12 protein-coding genes and 2 rRNA genes (1 of these 14 only partly in view) are annotated in these 15,542 nt (G+C 44.4%); 8 read left to right on the top strand and 6 right to left on the bottom strand.

Features of this window, described 5'->3' with window-relative positions; genetic code table 11:
- Window positions 1–86: 86 nt before the first annotated feature.
- On the top strand, window positions 87–1,112 hold the full coding sequence (locus tag G9X63_RS06845; protein ID WP_130895896.1) for an NAD(P)H-dependent glycerol-3-phosphate dehydrogenase: 1,026 nt from the start codon (window positions 87–89) through the stop codon (window positions 1,110–1,112).
- On the opposite strand, the gene G9X63_RS06840 is transcribed toward G9X63_RS06845, so the two are convergent.
- From G9X63_RS06840 to G9X63_RS06830, 3 genes are all read right to left on the bottom strand, one after another.
- A complete protein-coding gene (locus G9X63_RS06840) occupies window positions 1,104–1,499 on the bottom strand; it encodes an HIT family protein (protein WP_252622063.1) in 396 nt (131 codons plus the stop codon). The genes G9X63_RS06845 and G9X63_RS06840 overlap by 9 nt on opposite strands.
- 1 nt (window position 1,500) lies before the next feature.
- Window positions 1,501–3,462, bottom strand: a complete 1,962-nt coding sequence (locus tag G9X63_RS06835) for a KUP/HAK/KT family potassium transporter (protein ID WP_130923782.1) — start codon at window positions 3,460–3,462, stop codon at window positions 1,501–1,503.
- 166 nt (window positions 3,463–3,628) lie between these two features.
- Complete coding sequence (locus G9X63_RS06830) at window positions 3,629–4,324, bottom strand: AlbA family DNA-binding domain-containing protein (RefSeq protein ID WP_252622060.1); 696 nt, start codon at window positions 4,322–4,324, stop codon at window positions 3,629–3,631.
- Window positions 4,325–4,409: 85 nt separating this feature from the next.
- On the opposite strand from G9X63_RS06830, the gene G9X63_RS06825 reads away from it, so the two are divergent.
- From G9X63_RS06825 to G9X63_RS06815, 3 genes are read left to right on the top strand one after another with little or no spacing between them, the layout of a single operon-like run.
- On the top strand, window positions 4,410–5,102 hold the full coding sequence (locus G9X63_RS06825; protein ID WP_252622058.1) for a phosphoadenylyl-sulfate reductase: 693 nt from the start codon (window positions 4,410–4,412) through the stop codon (window positions 5,100–5,102).
- Between the two features lie 3 nt (window positions 5,103–5,105).
- On the top strand, window positions 5,106–6,020 hold the full coding sequence (gene cysD / locus G9X63_RS06820; RefSeq protein ID WP_130895891.1) for a sulfate adenylyltransferase subunit CysD: 915 nt from the start codon (window positions 5,106–5,108) through the stop codon (window positions 6,018–6,020).
- Window positions 6,021–6,041: 21 nt separating this feature from the next.
- Window positions 6,042–7,292 carry a sulfate adenylyltransferase subunit 1 gene (locus tag G9X63_RS06815; RefSeq protein WP_252622055.1) on the top strand — a complete coding sequence of 417 codons (1,251 nt, stop codon included), beginning with the start codon at window positions 6,042–6,044 and terminating at the stop codon, window positions 7,290–7,292.
- A gap of 2 nt (window positions 7,293–7,294) precedes the next feature.
- On the opposite strand, the gene G9X63_RS06810 is transcribed toward G9X63_RS06815, so the two are convergent.
- Window positions 7,295–7,732: a sterol desaturase family protein gene (locus G9X63_RS06810; protein WP_130896486.1), complete on the bottom strand. Its 438-nt coding sequence runs from the start codon at window positions 7,730–7,732 to the stop codon at window positions 7,295–7,297.
- 98 nt (window positions 7,733–7,830) lie between these two features.
- Here G9X63_RS06810 and G9X63_RS06805 point away from each other — a divergent pair, with 98 nt between their 5' ends.
- The 4 genes from G9X63_RS06805 to G9X63_RS06790 are packed head-to-tail and all read left to right on the top strand — an operon-like array spanning window position 7,831 to window position 13,689.
- Window positions 7,831–10,455, top strand: coding sequence for a valine--tRNA ligase (locus G9X63_RS06805; RefSeq protein WP_252622052.1), 2,625 nt, complete (start codon window positions 7,831–7,833; stop codon window positions 10,453–10,455).
- Window positions 10,455–11,459 carry a gliding motility protein GldB-related protein gene (locus G9X63_RS06800; RefSeq protein WP_252622050.1) on the top strand — a complete coding sequence of 335 codons (1,005 nt, stop codon included), beginning with the start codon at window positions 10,455–10,457 and terminating at the stop codon, window positions 11,457–11,459. The genes G9X63_RS06805 and G9X63_RS06800 overlap by 1 nt, the downstream gene beginning before the upstream one ends.
- 1 nt (window position 11,460) lies before the next feature.
- On the top strand, window positions 11,461–13,269 hold the full coding sequence (locus G9X63_RS06795; protein WP_252622048.1) for an ABC transporter ATP-binding protein: 1,809 nt from the start codon (window positions 11,461–11,463) through the stop codon (window positions 13,267–13,269).
- Complete coding sequence (locus tag G9X63_RS06790; RefSeq protein WP_252622045.1) at window positions 13,270–13,689, top strand: Fur family transcriptional regulator; 420 nt, start codon at window positions 13,270–13,272, stop codon at window positions 13,687–13,689.
- A gap of 324 nt (window positions 13,690–14,013) precedes the next feature.
- Here the strand turns inward: G9X63_RS06790 and rrf are convergent.
- Together rrf and G9X63_RS06780 are read right to left on the bottom strand one after the other, a co-directional pair.
- A 5S ribosomal RNA gene (rrf, locus tag G9X63_RS06785) occupies window positions 14,014–14,125 on the bottom strand.
- A gap of 67 nt (window positions 14,126–14,192) precedes the next feature.
- Window positions 14,193–15,542 (bottom strand): 23S ribosomal RNA (locus G9X63_RS06780); it runs 1,483 nt beyond the window's last position.

The following is a 15,542-nucleotide window of genomic DNA, read 5'->3' as shown; positions in this document are numbered from 1 at the left end:
AGGTTTAGATTTGAGCACCAGGTTGGTGGACGTACAAATTTGGCAAAAAATCCGAGATATTTATCAAATAAGCGTAATTTTACAGAATGAGTGAATTAGCAGAATTAAAGAAAAAAATTCCTACCCAGGTAGCTGTGTTAGGCGGAGGTAGCTGGGCGACAGCTTTAGTGAAAATCCTTTCTGAAAATAATGTGAAAATCAAGTGGTGGATCCGTCGTAAATCAGACGTTGAATTCATCCGAAAATACAACCACAATCCGAGTTATTTGACTGATGTGGCCATCAATCCACGCAAAGTAAAGACCTACAGTAAGATGGTGGATGCTTTAGCTGGCGTAGAATACATCATTCTTGCCGTTCCTGCCGCTTTCATTCCGAGTACCTTAAAAGACCTGAATAAAAAACATTTCGAAGGCAAAAAAGTGGTTTCTGCCATCAAAGGAATGATTCCTGACGAAAACCTGTTGGTAACCGACTGGATGGAACGCGCCTTTAATTTGCCTTTAGGCCAAACCTGTGTCATCGCTGGTCCTTGCCACGCGGAAGAGGTAGCTTTAGAGAAACAATCTTATTTGACCATTGCTTCACCCGATTTAAGTTTAGCGCAATCCTTCTCGAATCTATTGAACAGCCGCTTCTTGCAGGCGCACGCGATTCAAGATTTGTATGGCGTGGAATACTGTGCGGTCATTAAAAATATCGTGGCGATGGCCTGCGGGATTACGCGCGGGTTAGGTTTTGGGGATAACTTCCAGGCCGTACTGGTGAGTAATGCAATGCAAGAAATCAAAATCTTCTTAGATGTTGTTTATCCGGAGAAAAACCGGGATTTGAATAGCTCAGGCTATCTGGGTGATTTACTGGTGACGGCTTATTCGCAGTTTTCGCGTAACCGGACCTTTGGAAATATGATCGGTCGCGGGTATTCCGTGAAGTCAGCGCAAATCGAAATGAATATGATCGCGGAGGGCTATTATGCCGTGCGCAGTATCTACAGCATCTCGCGCCAGCACAACATCAAATTGCCTATCATCGAGGCGGTATATAACATTGTGTACGAGAAAGCGAATCCGATGCTCGAGATGAATAAATTAAAAGGCTTCTTAAAGTAAGAAAGAGCGAATTAATTCGGCTGTTTTTGCCAAAGATTCAGCCGACGGCTTCATCTTCTCCTGCGAGAAATTAATATCTAACATGCGGTTCATGGGCACTAAATGCACATGCGCGTGTGGCACCTCTAAACCGATCACCGCCACTCCTACGCGCTTGCAAGGAATCGCTTTTTTGATAGCAGGAGCAATCGTTTGAGCGAATTTCATTAAGTCCCCCAGCAATTCAGGTTCTAAATCAAAGATATAGTCGATCTCTTGTTTCGGAATAACTAAAACGTGACCTTCCACTAAGGGCATCACATCTAAGAAGGCCAGAAAGCGATCGTCTTCCTTGATTAAATGACAAGGAATCTCTTTATTGACAATTTTGGTAAATATCGTGCTCATCTTACTCGATACGTTTTAAATTACATTTAGTGATCGGCTTAATGATCATAGGTACTTTCTCTAGTTTTACCGCATCCGAATCCAAGCCAAAGTATTTGTCCTCTGAATGCGTAAACTGCTTCACGAAGAAATACGCCTTCATGACCATTCGGTCTAACAAAGGTAATTCGTTATCGAAGGATAAGAATTTCTCCAAAACAACGAAACGGAAATCACCGATCACATTTTGCTCATTCAAGGACTTATAACGAGAAGTGATATCCACTTCTCCTCGAGAAACCATCTCTTCTACTACTTTACGGAAGTATAAATTAATACGTTGCTCTACTTTGAAACCTAGCTTAAAGTTCACCTTAATGATGTCATCCGGCTCGATGACCGTCACCTTGTATTCCATTGCATACGGATCATCCAAGGTATCCACATGGACGAACCAATAGATATCAGCACGCTTCGGGCGACGTTGGAAAATAGAGTAAATAATCTTCGATTCAATATCCGTTACACGTCCTGCATTAGACATAAAGACTAAGTGCGTGGCGTATTTAGGAATCGTCTCATCTTTACTCAACTCTTTTAATGGCTCGATATAATCCGATAATTTCTCGTATTCCGTTAATTTTTTCTTAATACGAGTCGCTCTAAACCACACCCACATGATCAAAATAATGACCCCAGCAATGAATAAGGAAACATAACCTCCGTGCCAGAACTTCTGCAAGTTCGCTACTAAGAAGGATCCTTCTAAGGAGACATAAACCGCCAAGAATAAGAGAATCCACCACATATCCACTTTCTTGATATGCAGGTAGTAGGCCATCAAGGAAGTGGTCATTAGCATCGTCATGGTGATAGCAAGACCATAGGCCGCCTCCATATTAGCTGATTCTTTAAACCATAAGACAACGCCCACGCAACCCATCCATAATAAAATATTGATGGAAGGAACATACAATTGTCCTTTTTGGTCAGATGGATAGACTAAACGTACACGAGGCCAAAAGTTCAATCGAATCGCCTCCGAAATCAAGGTGAAGGACCCTGAAATCAAGGCCTGCGAAGCGATCACCGCTGCAGCCGTCGCAATCATAATACCCGTAAATAAGAACTCACGAGGCAATAATTCGAAGATTGGTTTACGAACACCTAACAAAGCGCCTTCGTGCGCTAATAACCAAGCGCCTTGCCCGAAATACTGTAAAATCAAGGCAATCTTCACAAAGACCCAACTAACACGAATATTCTCTTTACCGCAGTGACCTAAATCAGAATACAAGGCCTCAGCCCCCGTTGTACATAAAAATACGGCTCCCAAGGTCCAGAATCCAGCAGATCCCGCTTGATGAGTCGTTAACAATTCCCACGCATACACAGGAGATAAAGCTCTGAAAATAGACCAATCTTGACCAATCCAGATCAAACCCGTCAATCCTAACATCGAGAACCACAACAACATAATAGGTCCAAATAGCTTACCTACGACCTTTGTGCCAAAGATTTGGAAGATAAATAGAACCGTTAAGATGACAATAACGATAGGCACGGTATCTGTTACGAAAGGGGTACCGTCCTTATGATGAAGCATTTTTAATCCTTCAATCGCGGAAGAAACCGAGATAGGCGGCGTAATAATCCCATCCGCTAATAAAGTCGCACCACCAATAATGGCTGGTAAGGTTAACCACTTCGCATGACGTCTTACTAACGCAAAAAGGGCAAAGATCCCGCCTTCACCCTTATTATCCGCTCTTAAAATTAAAATCACATACTTTAACGTTGTTTGTAAGGTCAACGTCCAAAAAATACAAGACAACCCGCCTAAAACGGTTAAAGAATTGATCGGATTATCTCCAATGATTGATTGCATTACATACAATGGAGAAGTTCCAATGTCCCCGTAAATGATTCCCATTGCTACCAATAGACCGGCAGCAGTGGCTTTACTTTTGTGTTTGTGTTCCATTATTAATCTCTAGGGAGTAAAAGTCTTATCAAGCGGCTTTGTTTATCTTAAAAATTAAATGCAATAAATGCACAAAATTGTACTATTTCCATCTGTTTTCTTGAAATATTTCAAGAAACGGATGCAAATATAGATTTAATTTCCTGATAATGAATATCCTTTGAAATTAATTTAGACGGTAGGTATCGAATGATTCTCCGGGCTCGATTTTTAACACACGCGTAAGGACCAAAAGGACTAATTTTCTGGAAGCCAGCCAGATAGGGATTTGGGCTTCCTGAACCAATTGGGCGAGGGTGATGTGGCCATTTTTCCGGATATGATCTAGCAATAATCGCTCGATTTCCCCGTAGGCGAAACTGATGCCGTCATTGTTTTGGCGTCGTAAAATTTGCTTCATTTCCTTACTTGCCTGAATGGTGCGATCCTCTACCCGCACATAGCAAATAGGGTGTGGATCCGCAGCCAATTGAACAAAATGAGGCTTATCCACACTTTCAAAAACCTGGTAGACCAAAACCTCGCGGCCATTATCTAAGCGAATTCGATAGGCGCGGTACGTGAATGCCGGGAAACAGAATTTTTCAATGGCGCGCTCCAGTAAAAATTGCTCCTCCTCCGCGAACTTCACTCCTTCGATTACCCCCGCATCACTCACCCCTACGAATAAATGACCTCCCTCCGTATTCGCGAAAGCCACCAATTCCTTGATAATCTTCTCCGGGAACTTAACCTTCATCTTGAACTCCAAGCGCAAACCTTCGCCATGACGAACAAGATTTCGCAGATTTCGAAGGTCTAACAAGTTCTCCTCCTCATCTCCTAAGGACCTATCCAACAAAATTTCTGATCCAATCCGCATAAGGCCCTAATTTAGGAATTATTTTTTTATTTATTAGTATAGTTATTCAATAGACAATGTGTACCTTTGTAAAAAATAGGACAAAATGCATCTCAAAACGCTCGAAAAGGAATTACTATCCAGATCATTGCCTGAACGAATTCAGTTCATTGCCTCCTATTTTGCGGGTGAACGCCTCGTTTTCTCTACCTCCTTTGGGCAAGAAGATCAGGCCATTACGCAAGCCATTGCTAGTACAAAATCGGCCATCGGTATTTTCACGCTTGATACCGGCCGTCAATTCCAAGAATCCTACGAATTGATGGATTTGACGATTAAAAAATACGGCATTTCGCTACAAACCTTTTTCCCTAACACCTCCGCAGTGGAAACCTTAGTGGCAGAAAAAGGATTCAATTCCTTCTATACCTCTGTAGGGAACCGAAAAGAATGCTGTTTTGTTCGAAAAATGGAGCCATTAAATCGGGCCCTGCAGGGGGCGAAAGTCTGGATTACCGGATTAAGAGCCGAACAATCAGACAATAGAGCTGATATGCCTATCATCGAATGGGATGAGAACCGTCAATTGTGGAAAATCAACCCCCTAATTGATTGGAGCTTTAGCCAATTAGAGAATTACTTACAAGAACATAAAATTCCCCAAAACCCCTTGCACAAAAAAGGGTTCATCTCCATCGGATGCGCTCCATGTACGCGGGCTATTTCGGAAGGAGAACATCCTCGGGCGGGTCGTTGGTGGTGGGAGAATTCCCAAAAAGAATGTGGTTTACACGCTTAAGTTATGCAGACAATACAAGACAAAATCGGTCATTTTCCTCGCCAGCTAGAGGATGAATCTATCTACATCCTTAGAGAAGTGGCGGCGCAATTTGAGCGCCCTGCCTTACTTTTCTCGGGAGGAAAGGATTCCATTACCTTGGTTCGTTTAGCCCAAAAGGCTTTCTTCCCAGGTAAAATCCCATTTCCTTTAGTCCATATCGATACAGGACACAACTTCCCGGAGACGATTGAATTCCGCGATTGGTTAGCGAAAGAAACGGGGGCTGAATTAATAGTCCGTTATGTCCAAGATTCCATCAACCAAGGAAAGGCGACGGAAGAGTCTGGAAAATATGCCTCGCGTAATGTCCTTCAAACCGTAACGCTTTTAGATACGATTGAAGAGTTCAAATTCGATGCTTGCATCGGTGGAGCAAGACGTGACGAGGAAAAAGCGAGAGCGAAAGAACGTATTTTTTCGGTGCGCGATGATTTTGGACAATGGGATGCAAAACGCCAAAGACCCGAATTATTCGATATGCTCAACGGCCGCATCGCAGTGGGAGAAAACGTGCGCGTGTTCCCTATTTCGAACTGGACGGAGCTCGATGTTTGGAACTACATCAAAGAAGAGAAGATGGAGATCCCTAGTATTTACTATTCGCACCAACGTCAAGTTATCGAGCGGGATGGAATGCTTTGGGCAGACTCTGAGTACTTGAACAAAGAGGCAGATGAGATTCCATTTGAGGCGACTGTTCGTTTCAGAACAGTGGGCGACATGACGTGTACGGCAGCTGTGGCTTCCGATGCGACGGATATCGATGTGATCATTGAAGAGATTCTTTCTGCCGAAATTTCAGAACGTGGTGCGCGCATTGACGACAAACGTTCGGAGGCGGCGATGGAAAAGAGAAAACAACAAGGGTATTTTTAATTCAATCTCAGACAAGAACACATGGATATTTTACGCATAGCTACCGCAGGTTCCGTTGATGATGGAAAAAGTACCTTAATCGGCCGCCTGTTATACGAGACAAATTCGATTACCAAAGATAAAATAGAAGCCTTAGAAAGCGCTTCTAAACGCAAAGGACTAGACTTTCTTGACCTTTCCTTATTAACCGATGGCCTCATCGCAGAACGCGAGCAAGGAATCACCATCGATGTGGCGAATATTTATTTCTCCACGCCTACCCGCAAATACATCATCGCGGACACGCCAGGACACGTGGAATACACCCGCAACATGGTCACAGGAGCTTCGAACGCGAAGGTTTCCCTCATCTTAGTAGATGCCCGCCAAGGCGTAGTGGAACAAACAGCGCGTCACTTGTCAATCGCCGCGATGCTGCGTATCCCCAAAGTGATCATTTGTGTGAACAAGATGGACTTAGTCCAATACCAAGAATCCACTTTCAATACGATAAAAGACAGCTTGGCGGAATTAGTCGCACAGACCACTTTCGTGGGACAAGAAATCAGCTTCCTACCTATTTCCTCTTTGTATGGCCAAAACATCACGCAAAAGGCCAGTGAAATGCCCTGGTTTAGCGGCAATACACTGTTAGGCGAATTAGAAGCCTTTGAATACGCTTCTACACTAGCGCACGCACCCGCTCGTTTCCCGGTTCAATTTGTCGTGAGACCCATGACAGAGGCCTACCACGACTTCCGTGGCTATGCCGGAAAAATCAGCTCTGGCACGTTCAAAGTGGGTGATGCGATTCGCGTTTTGCCTACGGGACAAGAAAGCAAGATTGCGACCATTGAGAAATTTGAAACGAAATTAGATCAAGCGATCGCAGGGGATTCTGTGACGATTACGTTGACGACGGATGTGGATATTTCCAGAGGAAACACGCTTGTGTTAGCTTCAGAGGACAATGCTCCGGCATTGAAAGATTTTTCAGCACAAGTATGCTGGTTAGATCACACAGCATTAAGCCCAGGTAAGACCTACTTATTACAACACGGAATCAATACAACGAAGGCCAAAATCTCTCAAATTACGGAGCGCCTTGACGTAGCGACTCAAACGTCTACCCAGGGTGTAGATACGCTGAAGTTAAATGAGATAGGAACGATTGCGTTGCGCACGGCACAACCGATCAGCGCAGATCAATATGCAGCTAATCCAGCGAATGGAGCCTTCATCCTGATCGATGAATTCTCGAATTCAACCGTCGGTGTAGGGTTCGTAAAATAAGTTTATTGGTATTTTTTAGGGGCGTAGAGGAAGCCAAAAGCCTCTGCGCCTTTTTTTGTGTGCACCTCGTGGTGCACGTAATGCGCTTTCATAATGCGTTTCATATACGCAGAACCCGCTTTGTACTTAATTTTAATCCGGCGGTGCACAATGATATCGTGGAAGATGAAATAGAAGATGCCATACGTTGCAATCCCTAATCCGATGTAAAATAGCGGCCAGTAGGCTGGAATTTCAGCTCCTACGATAATAGTTAGCGTAGAGGAGATTCCGAAAACAACCGAAAACAGGTCATTTTTTTCCAATTTATTTTTGTGGTGCACGTGATGCGACTCGTGCCAGTTCCACATGATCCCATGCATGATGTACTTGTGCGTAAACCATGCGAAGCCTTCCATTCCCAGAAAGGTACCTAACCAAAGTAAAATTCCCATTAACATCATAACGCTATTTCAACCAAAATTACGGCGAATTGTTTTAAAATCCACCCTCGACCTTTGGCCTAAATCAATTATCTTTGTAGGCTTAGAGAACACATATGATAGATAAGAATTACGCCCCGCAGGAAATTGAACAAAAATGGTATGCCTACTGGTTAGAAAACAAGCTTTTTGCTTCGAAACCTAATCCGAATAAAGAGGCGTACACCATCGTCATTCCTCCTCCTAACGTCACTGGGGTGCTTCATATGGGCCACATGTTGAACAATACGATTCAAGATGTCTTGATTCGCAAGGCGCGTATGGAAGGCAAAGAGGCGTGTTGGGTACCGGGAACGGACCACGCATCGATTGCGACAGAGGCGAAAGTAGTGGCCATGTTGAAGGAAAAAGGCATCTCTAAGGCCGACATTACTCGCGAGGAATTCTTGAAATATGCCTTCGAATGGAAGGACAAATACGGTGGAATCATCCTTGATCAATTGAAAAAATTAGGGGCTTCTTGTGACTGGGATCGTACCCGTTTTACGATGGAACCCTCTTTATACCAAGCGGTTATTGACACCTTTGTGCGTTTATATAACAAAGGTTTGATCTACCGTGGAGTGCGAATGGTGAACTGGGATCCACAAGGAAAAACCGCTTTATCAGACGAAGAAGTTATCTACAAGGATGTTCAGGCCAAATTGCATTACATCAATTATCCTCTAATCGATGGATCTGGATTTGTCACCATTGCAACGACTCGACCTGAAACCATCATGGCGGATGCAGCCATTTGTGTAAATCCGACAGATGAGCGCTACCTGCATTTGCAAGGCAAAAAGGTTCGTATCCCGTTGATTGATCGCGAAATTCCGATTATTGCTGACGAATACGTTACTGCGGATTTTGGAACGGGTTGTTTAAAAGTGACCCCTGCTCACGACTTAAATGACTATGAGTTAGGTTTAAAACACAAGTTGCCTGTCATCGATCTATTGAACGACGATGGAACCTTGAATGAAAAGGCCGTCCTATTTGTGGGTGTTGACCGTTTCGAGGCGCGTAAACGCATTGTGAAACAATTAACCGAAGAAGGTTATTTAGCTAAAACAGAAGAATACAAATCCACCGTGGGAACTTCGGAGAGAACGGGCGCTGTTATCGAGCCCAAACTATCCTTGCAATGGTTCATGAAGATGGAGGAGATGGCGAAGCCAGCTTTGGACAACGTCATGAATGACACTATTCAATTACACCCGGCGAAGTTTAAGAATACGTACCGTTCTTGGATGGAAAATGTACGCGATTGGTGTATTTCCCGTCAATTATGGTGGGGGCAACAAATCCCTGCCTTCTATTTAGAAGACGGCACGGTGATCGTAGCGAAAGATAAAAAAGAAGCCTTGCGCATCGCAAGAGATACATACCAATTGTATGCCTTAGTGGAAGATGATTTGACACAGGATCCGGATGTTTTGGATACTTGGTTCTCCTCTTGGCTATGGCCTATCTCGGTTTTTGATGGTATCGAAAACCCAGATAATGAAGAGATTAACTACTATTATCCTACGAATGACTTAGTGACTGGACCAGATATTTTATTCTTCTGGGTAGCGCGTATGATCATGGCGGGTTACGAATGGAGAGATGAATTGCCATTCAAGAATGTCTATTTAACGGGTATTGTGCGCGATAAGCAAGGTCGTAAGATGTCCAAATCATTAGGCAACTCGCCTGATCCTTTGGAACTGATCGAACGTTTCGGCGCGGATGGCGTACGTTCTGGCTTATTGTTCTCCGCTCCGGCTGGGAATGACTTATTATTTGATGATAAATTGTGCGAACAAGGGCGTAACTTCTCGAACAAGATTTGGAATGCGTTCCGACTTTTACGCGGTTTAGAAGTGGTTCCAGGTGCCTCATTACCTGAACACGTTTTAGCAACGGCTTGGTTTGAATCAAAATTAAATCAGACTATCATCGACGTTCAAGATCACTTCAGCAAATTCCGTATTTCGGATGCCCTATTAAGTATTTATGAGTTGGTTTGGGATGATTTCTGCGGTAAGTATTTAGAAATCATTAAACCAGCCTACCAAAGCCCAATACAGGCAGACACGCTACAAGCGGCGCTAGGTTTATTCGATTCTTTGATGCGCTTAATGCATCCGTATATGCCGTTTATTACAGAAGAAATTTGGCAGGTAATCGATGAACGTAAGGAGGGAGAGTCCATCTGCAAAGCTGAATTCCCGTTAGCAGGCCCTGTTAATGCGGCGTTAGTCGCTCAATTCGATGTCGTATTCGAGGTGGTAACGAAAGTACGCGAGATCCGTAATTCGAAGCAATTGTCACCTAAATTGGCTTTGGCTTTGTGTATTAAAGCAGAAAATAAAGCCGCCTATGCTCCGCTAGAGGCGATTATGATCAAACTAGCTAATTTAGAATCCATCACGTTTGTTGCAGATGCCGTAGCAGATGCGCAAACCTTTGTCGTGAAAGCGGATCAGTTCTTCGTTCCATTAGCGAACGACGAAGATCCAGCAGTCGTGAAGGCGGAATCAGAGAAGGAATTAGTGTATCTGTTAGGTTTCAAAAAATCAGTGGAAGCGAAACTTGCCAACGAAAAATTCGTAGCGAATGCAAAAGCGGATTTAGTGGAGCGTGAAAGACAAAAATTAGCGGATGCAGAAACCAAGATTCAGTCCTTGCAAGAATTGTTAGCCCGTTTAGGATAATGAAATTTCTTTACGCGATTTTCTTCGGTTTGCTACTATGGTCTTGTTCTTCAGAAAAGGAAGCGCCGGCCATTCAGTGGGATTTTCAGCGAGTGGAACGCGAAATGTCCTCAGCTAAATCGGATGCGGAGATGAGTGCGGTGCTAACTAAATACCCGGAGATCAGCGTGGGGTATTTTGGCGCTACAACCGAAAACACCCCCTTTCTTGCTCAAGATCTCTATCGATTATATGCTAATCCCGCGTTGCGTAAATTCTATGATCAAAGTCAAGAGGCTAGCTTTTTTGGTGGCGATTCACTAGAAATAGAACTCAAAACAGCGTTTACCAAAATTCAACAGGAATTCCCTGGCGTTAAAACACCGAAAATCAGAACGGTATTCTCCGGTTTCGGAGGTGTGGGAGGCGGCGAATATACTGCACAGAACCTAGTCGTTTCAGACTCCTTGATCATCATTGGTCTTGACTTCTTTATGGGATCACGTGGTCTCTATAAAGCACCCAATGTGTATGAGTACCAGATGCGCCGTTTGGAACCCAAAGCCTTAGTAGCCCAGGTGATCCTACAATATTCTGCCTTTTTGATCAAACAAACAGAGAATGATGCGAGTTTATTAAGCGATATGATTTGGTATGGCAAAGGCTACGTTTTCACGAAAACGATTTTACCGTCCGTCCCTGATAGTCTATTATTCGGCTACACAAACCAAGAAATAGCGGAGACAAATGCCTTCCAAAAAGAAGTCTGGGAACATTTTATCGATCGCAAATTGTTATTCAGTAGCGATAAAAACGTCAAGGCAAAATACCTAGATGATCGTCCCAAAACGACCGAAGTCGGTCCCGCCTGCCCAGGCAGCATCGGACGCTGGTTAGGCTGGCGCATTGTGGACTCCTATTGGAAACAAAAGCCTAAAACAACATTAGCAAAGATATTGACTGACCCAGAAGCCAATCGATTATTCCTCGATTCGGGCTACCGCGGCGAAGCAGACAAGAAATAAGATGGCAAAAAAACAACATGGTGATATAGGCGGAGGAGTGGATCCAAAAGATGCCGTCAAAGTAAGCAAACAGGGTCTATCTAAGGCCATTAAAATCTTCCGATTCGTCATTCCTTACAAATGGACGTTCATCGTGGGGATGGCTTTCTTGTTGTTATCTAACTTAACAACCCTCAGTTTTCCCCTTTTAATCGGGGAAATGACCAAAGTCATCGAAGGCAAATCAACCTATAAGATCAACGAAGTAACCCTATTTTTCTTCGCGGTTCTGATCGTGCAAGCCATTCTCTCTTTCTTCCGCATCTATACATTTGCGCAAGTATCGGAGAAAGCAATGCGCGATGTGCGCCAAACATTATACGCCAAAATCATCACACTACCCATCTTTCACTTTGAGAAAAGACGCGTAGGGGAATTGATGAGCCGCATCACGTCCGATATCACCCAATTACAGGATGTGTTATCGATTACCTTAGCAGAGTTCTTTCGCCAGGTTTTCACCCTCGTGGGTGGCGTTGCGCTCATTACCTATATCTCCTGGAAGCTGACCCTATTTATGCTGGCGACATTCCCGGTATTGGTTATTTCAGCCATCGTTTTCGGTAAATTCATCCGGAAGATCTCCAAAAAAGCACAAGACGAACTAGCCAATACGAACATCATCGTAGAGGAAACGTTAACGTCCATTCAAGCCGTTAAAGCCTTCACCAACGAGAAATACGAAGTCGATCGTTACACCTCTTCCTTAAATAAGGTAGTAGGCGAGGCCTTAAAAGCGGCGACCTTGCGGGGAGGATTTGTCAGTTTCATCATTTTCGCCTTGTTTGGCGGCATTGTAGGCGTGGTTTGGTATGGTGCTTCCTTAGTTGCGAATGGCGATTTAATACTAGCAGATTTATTAACTTTCATTTTTTACACGGCCTTCATTGGTGGCTCAGTGGGTGGATTAGGTGACATCTACGCCCAATTACAAAAGACCATTGGTGCCTCAGATCGTATCCTAGAAATCTTGGGCGATCCATCGGAGATTGATTTGACGCGTGATTCATCCGCCTCTGCGGTATCATTCGGCCAAATAAAGGTTCAAGACCTCGAGTTCTCCTACCCTTCACGTCCATCCGTTCAAATCATTAAAGGCATTAACTTTACCATTGAACCGGGTCAAAAGGTTGCGATCGTAGGAACTTCTGGAACGGGTAAATCAACCCTAGCCCAATTGTTTATGCGTTTCTATGAACCCAATGCAGGTTCTATCTCCCTAGGAGATCGCTCCATCGCGGACATCGACATCACGGAATGGCGTAAAATGGTGGCGCTAGTACCTCAAGAGGTTCTACTATTCGGAGGAACCATACGTGAGAACATAGCCTATGGTAAACCAGGAGCAACGCAATCAGAAATTGAATCCGCTGCTGAATTAGCCTACGCCAAAGAATTCATCGAATCATTCCCAGAAAAATGGGATACCATGGTAGGCGAACGCGGAGTGAAATTATCAGGTGGCCAAAGACAACGCATCGCCATCGCCCGCGCCATCCTAAAAAACCCCAAGTTCTTATTACTAGACGAGGCCACCAGTGCCCTCGATTCAGAATCAGAAAAATGGGTACAATCCGCTCTCGAGGAACTCATGAAAAATCGGACGAGTTTAATCATCGCACACCGTTTATCGACCATTCGTTCGGCAGATTTAATCATCGTAATGGAAGAGGGTAAGATCGTTGAATCCGGTTCTCACGAAGTATTGATGAAGAAAAAATCGGGGATTTACCAAAATATGGTCAAATTGCAAACGGAACATTTAGGCTAAATGAGTTCATCCTATTCACTTTCAGATTTTGACCTTCGATCAACCCCCTGCAGAGTTGATGTGCTAGCTACCTTTCAAGCGGTAAATTTTGCCTTAAGCCAAGGAGATATCGAACAAAAACTGAGTGATCAATACGATCGCGTAACGGTATACCGCACCTTAAAGACCTTTTTAACACAAGGCCTACTCCACAAAGTTTTAGATGATAATGGTGGCGTAAAATACGCTTTATGTAAGGAACTCTGCCACCAAGGAGATCATACTCACCAACACGACCACGTACATTTCAAGTGCAATCAATGTGGCCAAACAACCTGCCTAGAAACAGTTCATATTCCAAGTATACAGTTACCTGCAGGCTTTACGAAGCAAGAGAGCAATTTGTTGATACAGGGGACATGCTCAATGTGTAGAGTATAGATAATAGAGTAGAGAGGATAGATGGCGAAAGGAGATAGTCGATAGTCAAGAGTCGAGAGTCGCTAGTCGCTAGTCGAGAGTCGATAGTCAAAGACCAAAGTTCAAAGAGCAAAGAGCAAAGTTCAAATTGCTGAGTGCGGGGGGCGATATTTCATGAATGAATAAAAAACGAGGCGGCAGCCTCTTTTTTATGCCGTATCTCTACTCTTTGCTCTATACTCTCTACTCTATTTCCTAATTACTGATTACTGACTACTGGCTACTGGCTACTCGTTCTTATGCATAAAAAAAGACCCACACTTTTGGTGCAGGTCTTCTATAATAACTTGGAGCTTACTTACTTTCCCGGGTTTGATCCCAGTATCATCAGCGGTGCGGGGCTTAACTTCTCTGTTCGAGATGGGAAGAGGTGAACACCCGTCCTATCGGCTCCATACTTTTTGCAAGGTTTTAGCCTTTAGCCATATTGTGAGATAAAATAAACAGCAGTGTGTAAATTAATAAAAGGTAAGCTTTCGGGTAATTAGTACTACTCGACTTTGACATTACTGTCTTTACATCTGTAGCCTATCGACCGTGTCGTCTACACGGACCCTTCATGGAATACTCATCTTCAGGTCAGTTTCGCACTTAGATGCTTTCAGCGCTTATCTGGTCCCGACGTGGCTACTCAGCTATGCCCTTGGCAGAACAACTGATATACCAGCGGTCAGTCCAACTCGGTCCTCTCGTACTAAAGTCAGAACCTGTCAATATTCCTACGCCCACAACAGATAGGGACCGAACTGTCTCACGACGTTCTGAACCCAGCTCGCGTGCCACTTTAATCGGCGAACAGCCGAACCCTTGGGACCTTCTCCAGCCCCAGGATGTGACGAGCCGACATCGAGGTGCCAAACCTCCCCGTCGATGTGAGCTCTTGGGGGAGATCAGCCTGTTATCCCCAGAGTACCTTTTATCCTTTGAGCGATGGCTGTTCCATACTAAACCACCGGATCACTATATCCTACTTTCGTACCTGATCGACTTGTCGGTCTCACAGTCAAGCTCCCTTTTGCTATTGCACTCTACGCACGGTTACCAAGCGTGCTGAGGGAACCTTTGAAAGCCTCCGTTACTCTTTTGGAGGCGACCACCCCAGTCAAACTACCCACCAAGCAATGTCTCCCCTTTGGGGATTAGAATTCCAGTACAAGAAGGGTGGTATTTCAACGTTGGCTCCCCGATGCCTAGCGACACCGGCTCACAGCCTCCCACCTATCCTACACATCCAGTACCAAAACTCAATGCTAAGCTATAGTAAAGGTTCATGGGGTCTTTCCGTCCCGTTGCGGGTAAACGGCATCTTCACCGTTACTACAATTTCACCGAGCTCACGGCTGAGACAGTGCCCAGATCGTTACACCATTCGTGCAGGTCGGAACTTACCCGACAAGGAATTTCGCTACCTTAGGACCGTTATAGTTACGGCCGCCGTTTACTGGGGCTTCAGTTCAATGCTTCGTGTTGCCACTAACATCCCCCCTTAACCTTCCAGCACCGGGCAGGTGTCAGGCCTTATACGTCATCTTTCGATTTAGCAAAGCCATGTGTTTTTGTTAAACAGTCGCCTGGGCCATTTCTCTGCGGCCACGATTGCTCGTGGCTCCCTTTATCCCGAAGTTACAGGGTTAATTTGCCGAGTTCCTTAGCCGTGATTCACTCGAGCGCCTTAGAATATTCTTCTCGACCACCTGTGTCGGTTTACGGTACGGGTTACTTATAAGTTATACACGCCTAGACTTTTCTTGGAAGTTTACTCACTACACTCGTTTTGGCATTGCTGCCGCCTCTCAAAGACACTATTCCGTCAG

The organism is Aquirufa antheringensis, assembly GCF_023921165.1.
Taxonomy (GTDB): Bacteria; Bacteroidota; Bacteroidia; order Cytophagales; family Spirosomataceae; genus Aquirufa; species Aquirufa antheringensis.
Note: the sequence above shows the minus strand (reverse complement) of the source record. Positions and strands in the feature narration are given on the sequence as shown.

What these genes read in the sequence shown, in the direction of transcription:
- cysD (WP_130895891.1), top strand. Translation starts at nt 5,106, where the DNA reads ATGCAGACAATACAAGACAAAATCGGTCATTTTCCTCGCCAGCTAGAG.
- G9X63_RS06805 (WP_252622052.1), top strand. Translation starts at nt 7,831, where the DNA reads ATGATAGATAAGAATTACGCCCCGCAGGAAATTGAACAAAAATGGTAT.
- G9X63_RS06815 (WP_252622055.1), top strand. Translation starts at nt 6,042, where the DNA reads ATGGATATTTTACGCATAGCTACCGCAGGTTCCGTTGATGATGGAAAA.
- G9X63_RS06840 (WP_252622063.1), bottom strand. Translation starts at nt 1,499, where the DNA reads ATGAGCACGATATTTACCAAAATTGTCAATAAAGAGATTCCTTGTCAT.
- G9X63_RS06800 (WP_252622050.1), top strand. Translation starts at nt 10,455, where the DNA reads ATGAAATTTCTTTACGCGATTTTCTTCGGTTTGCTACTATGGTCTTGT.
- G9X63_RS06835 (WP_130923782.1), bottom strand. Translation starts at nt 3,462, where the DNA reads ATGGAACACAAACACAAAAGTAAAGCCACTGCTGCCGGTCTATTGGTA.
- G9X63_RS06830 (WP_252622060.1), bottom strand. Translation starts at nt 4,324, where the DNA reads ATGCGGATTGGATCAGAAATTTTGTTGGATAGGTCCTTAGGAGATGAG.
- G9X63_RS06825 (WP_252622058.1), top strand. Translation starts at nt 4,410, where the DNA reads ATGCATCTCAAAACGCTCGAAAAGGAATTACTATCCAGATCATTGCCT.
- G9X63_RS06845 (WP_130895896.1), top strand. Translation starts at nt 87, where the DNA reads ATGAGTGAATTAGCAGAATTAAAGAAAAAAATTCCTACCCAGGTAGCT.
- G9X63_RS06790 (WP_252622045.1), top strand. Translation starts at nt 13,270, where the DNA reads ATGAGTTCATCCTATTCACTTTCAGATTTTGACCTTCGATCAACCCCC.
- G9X63_RS06795 (WP_252622048.1), top strand. Translation starts at nt 11,461, where the DNA reads ATGGCAAAAAAACAACATGGTGATATAGGCGGAGGAGTGGATCCAAAA.
- G9X63_RS06810 (WP_130896486.1), bottom strand. Translation starts at nt 7,732, where the DNA reads ATGTTAATGGGAATTTTACTTTGGTTAGGTACCTTTCTGGGAATGGAA.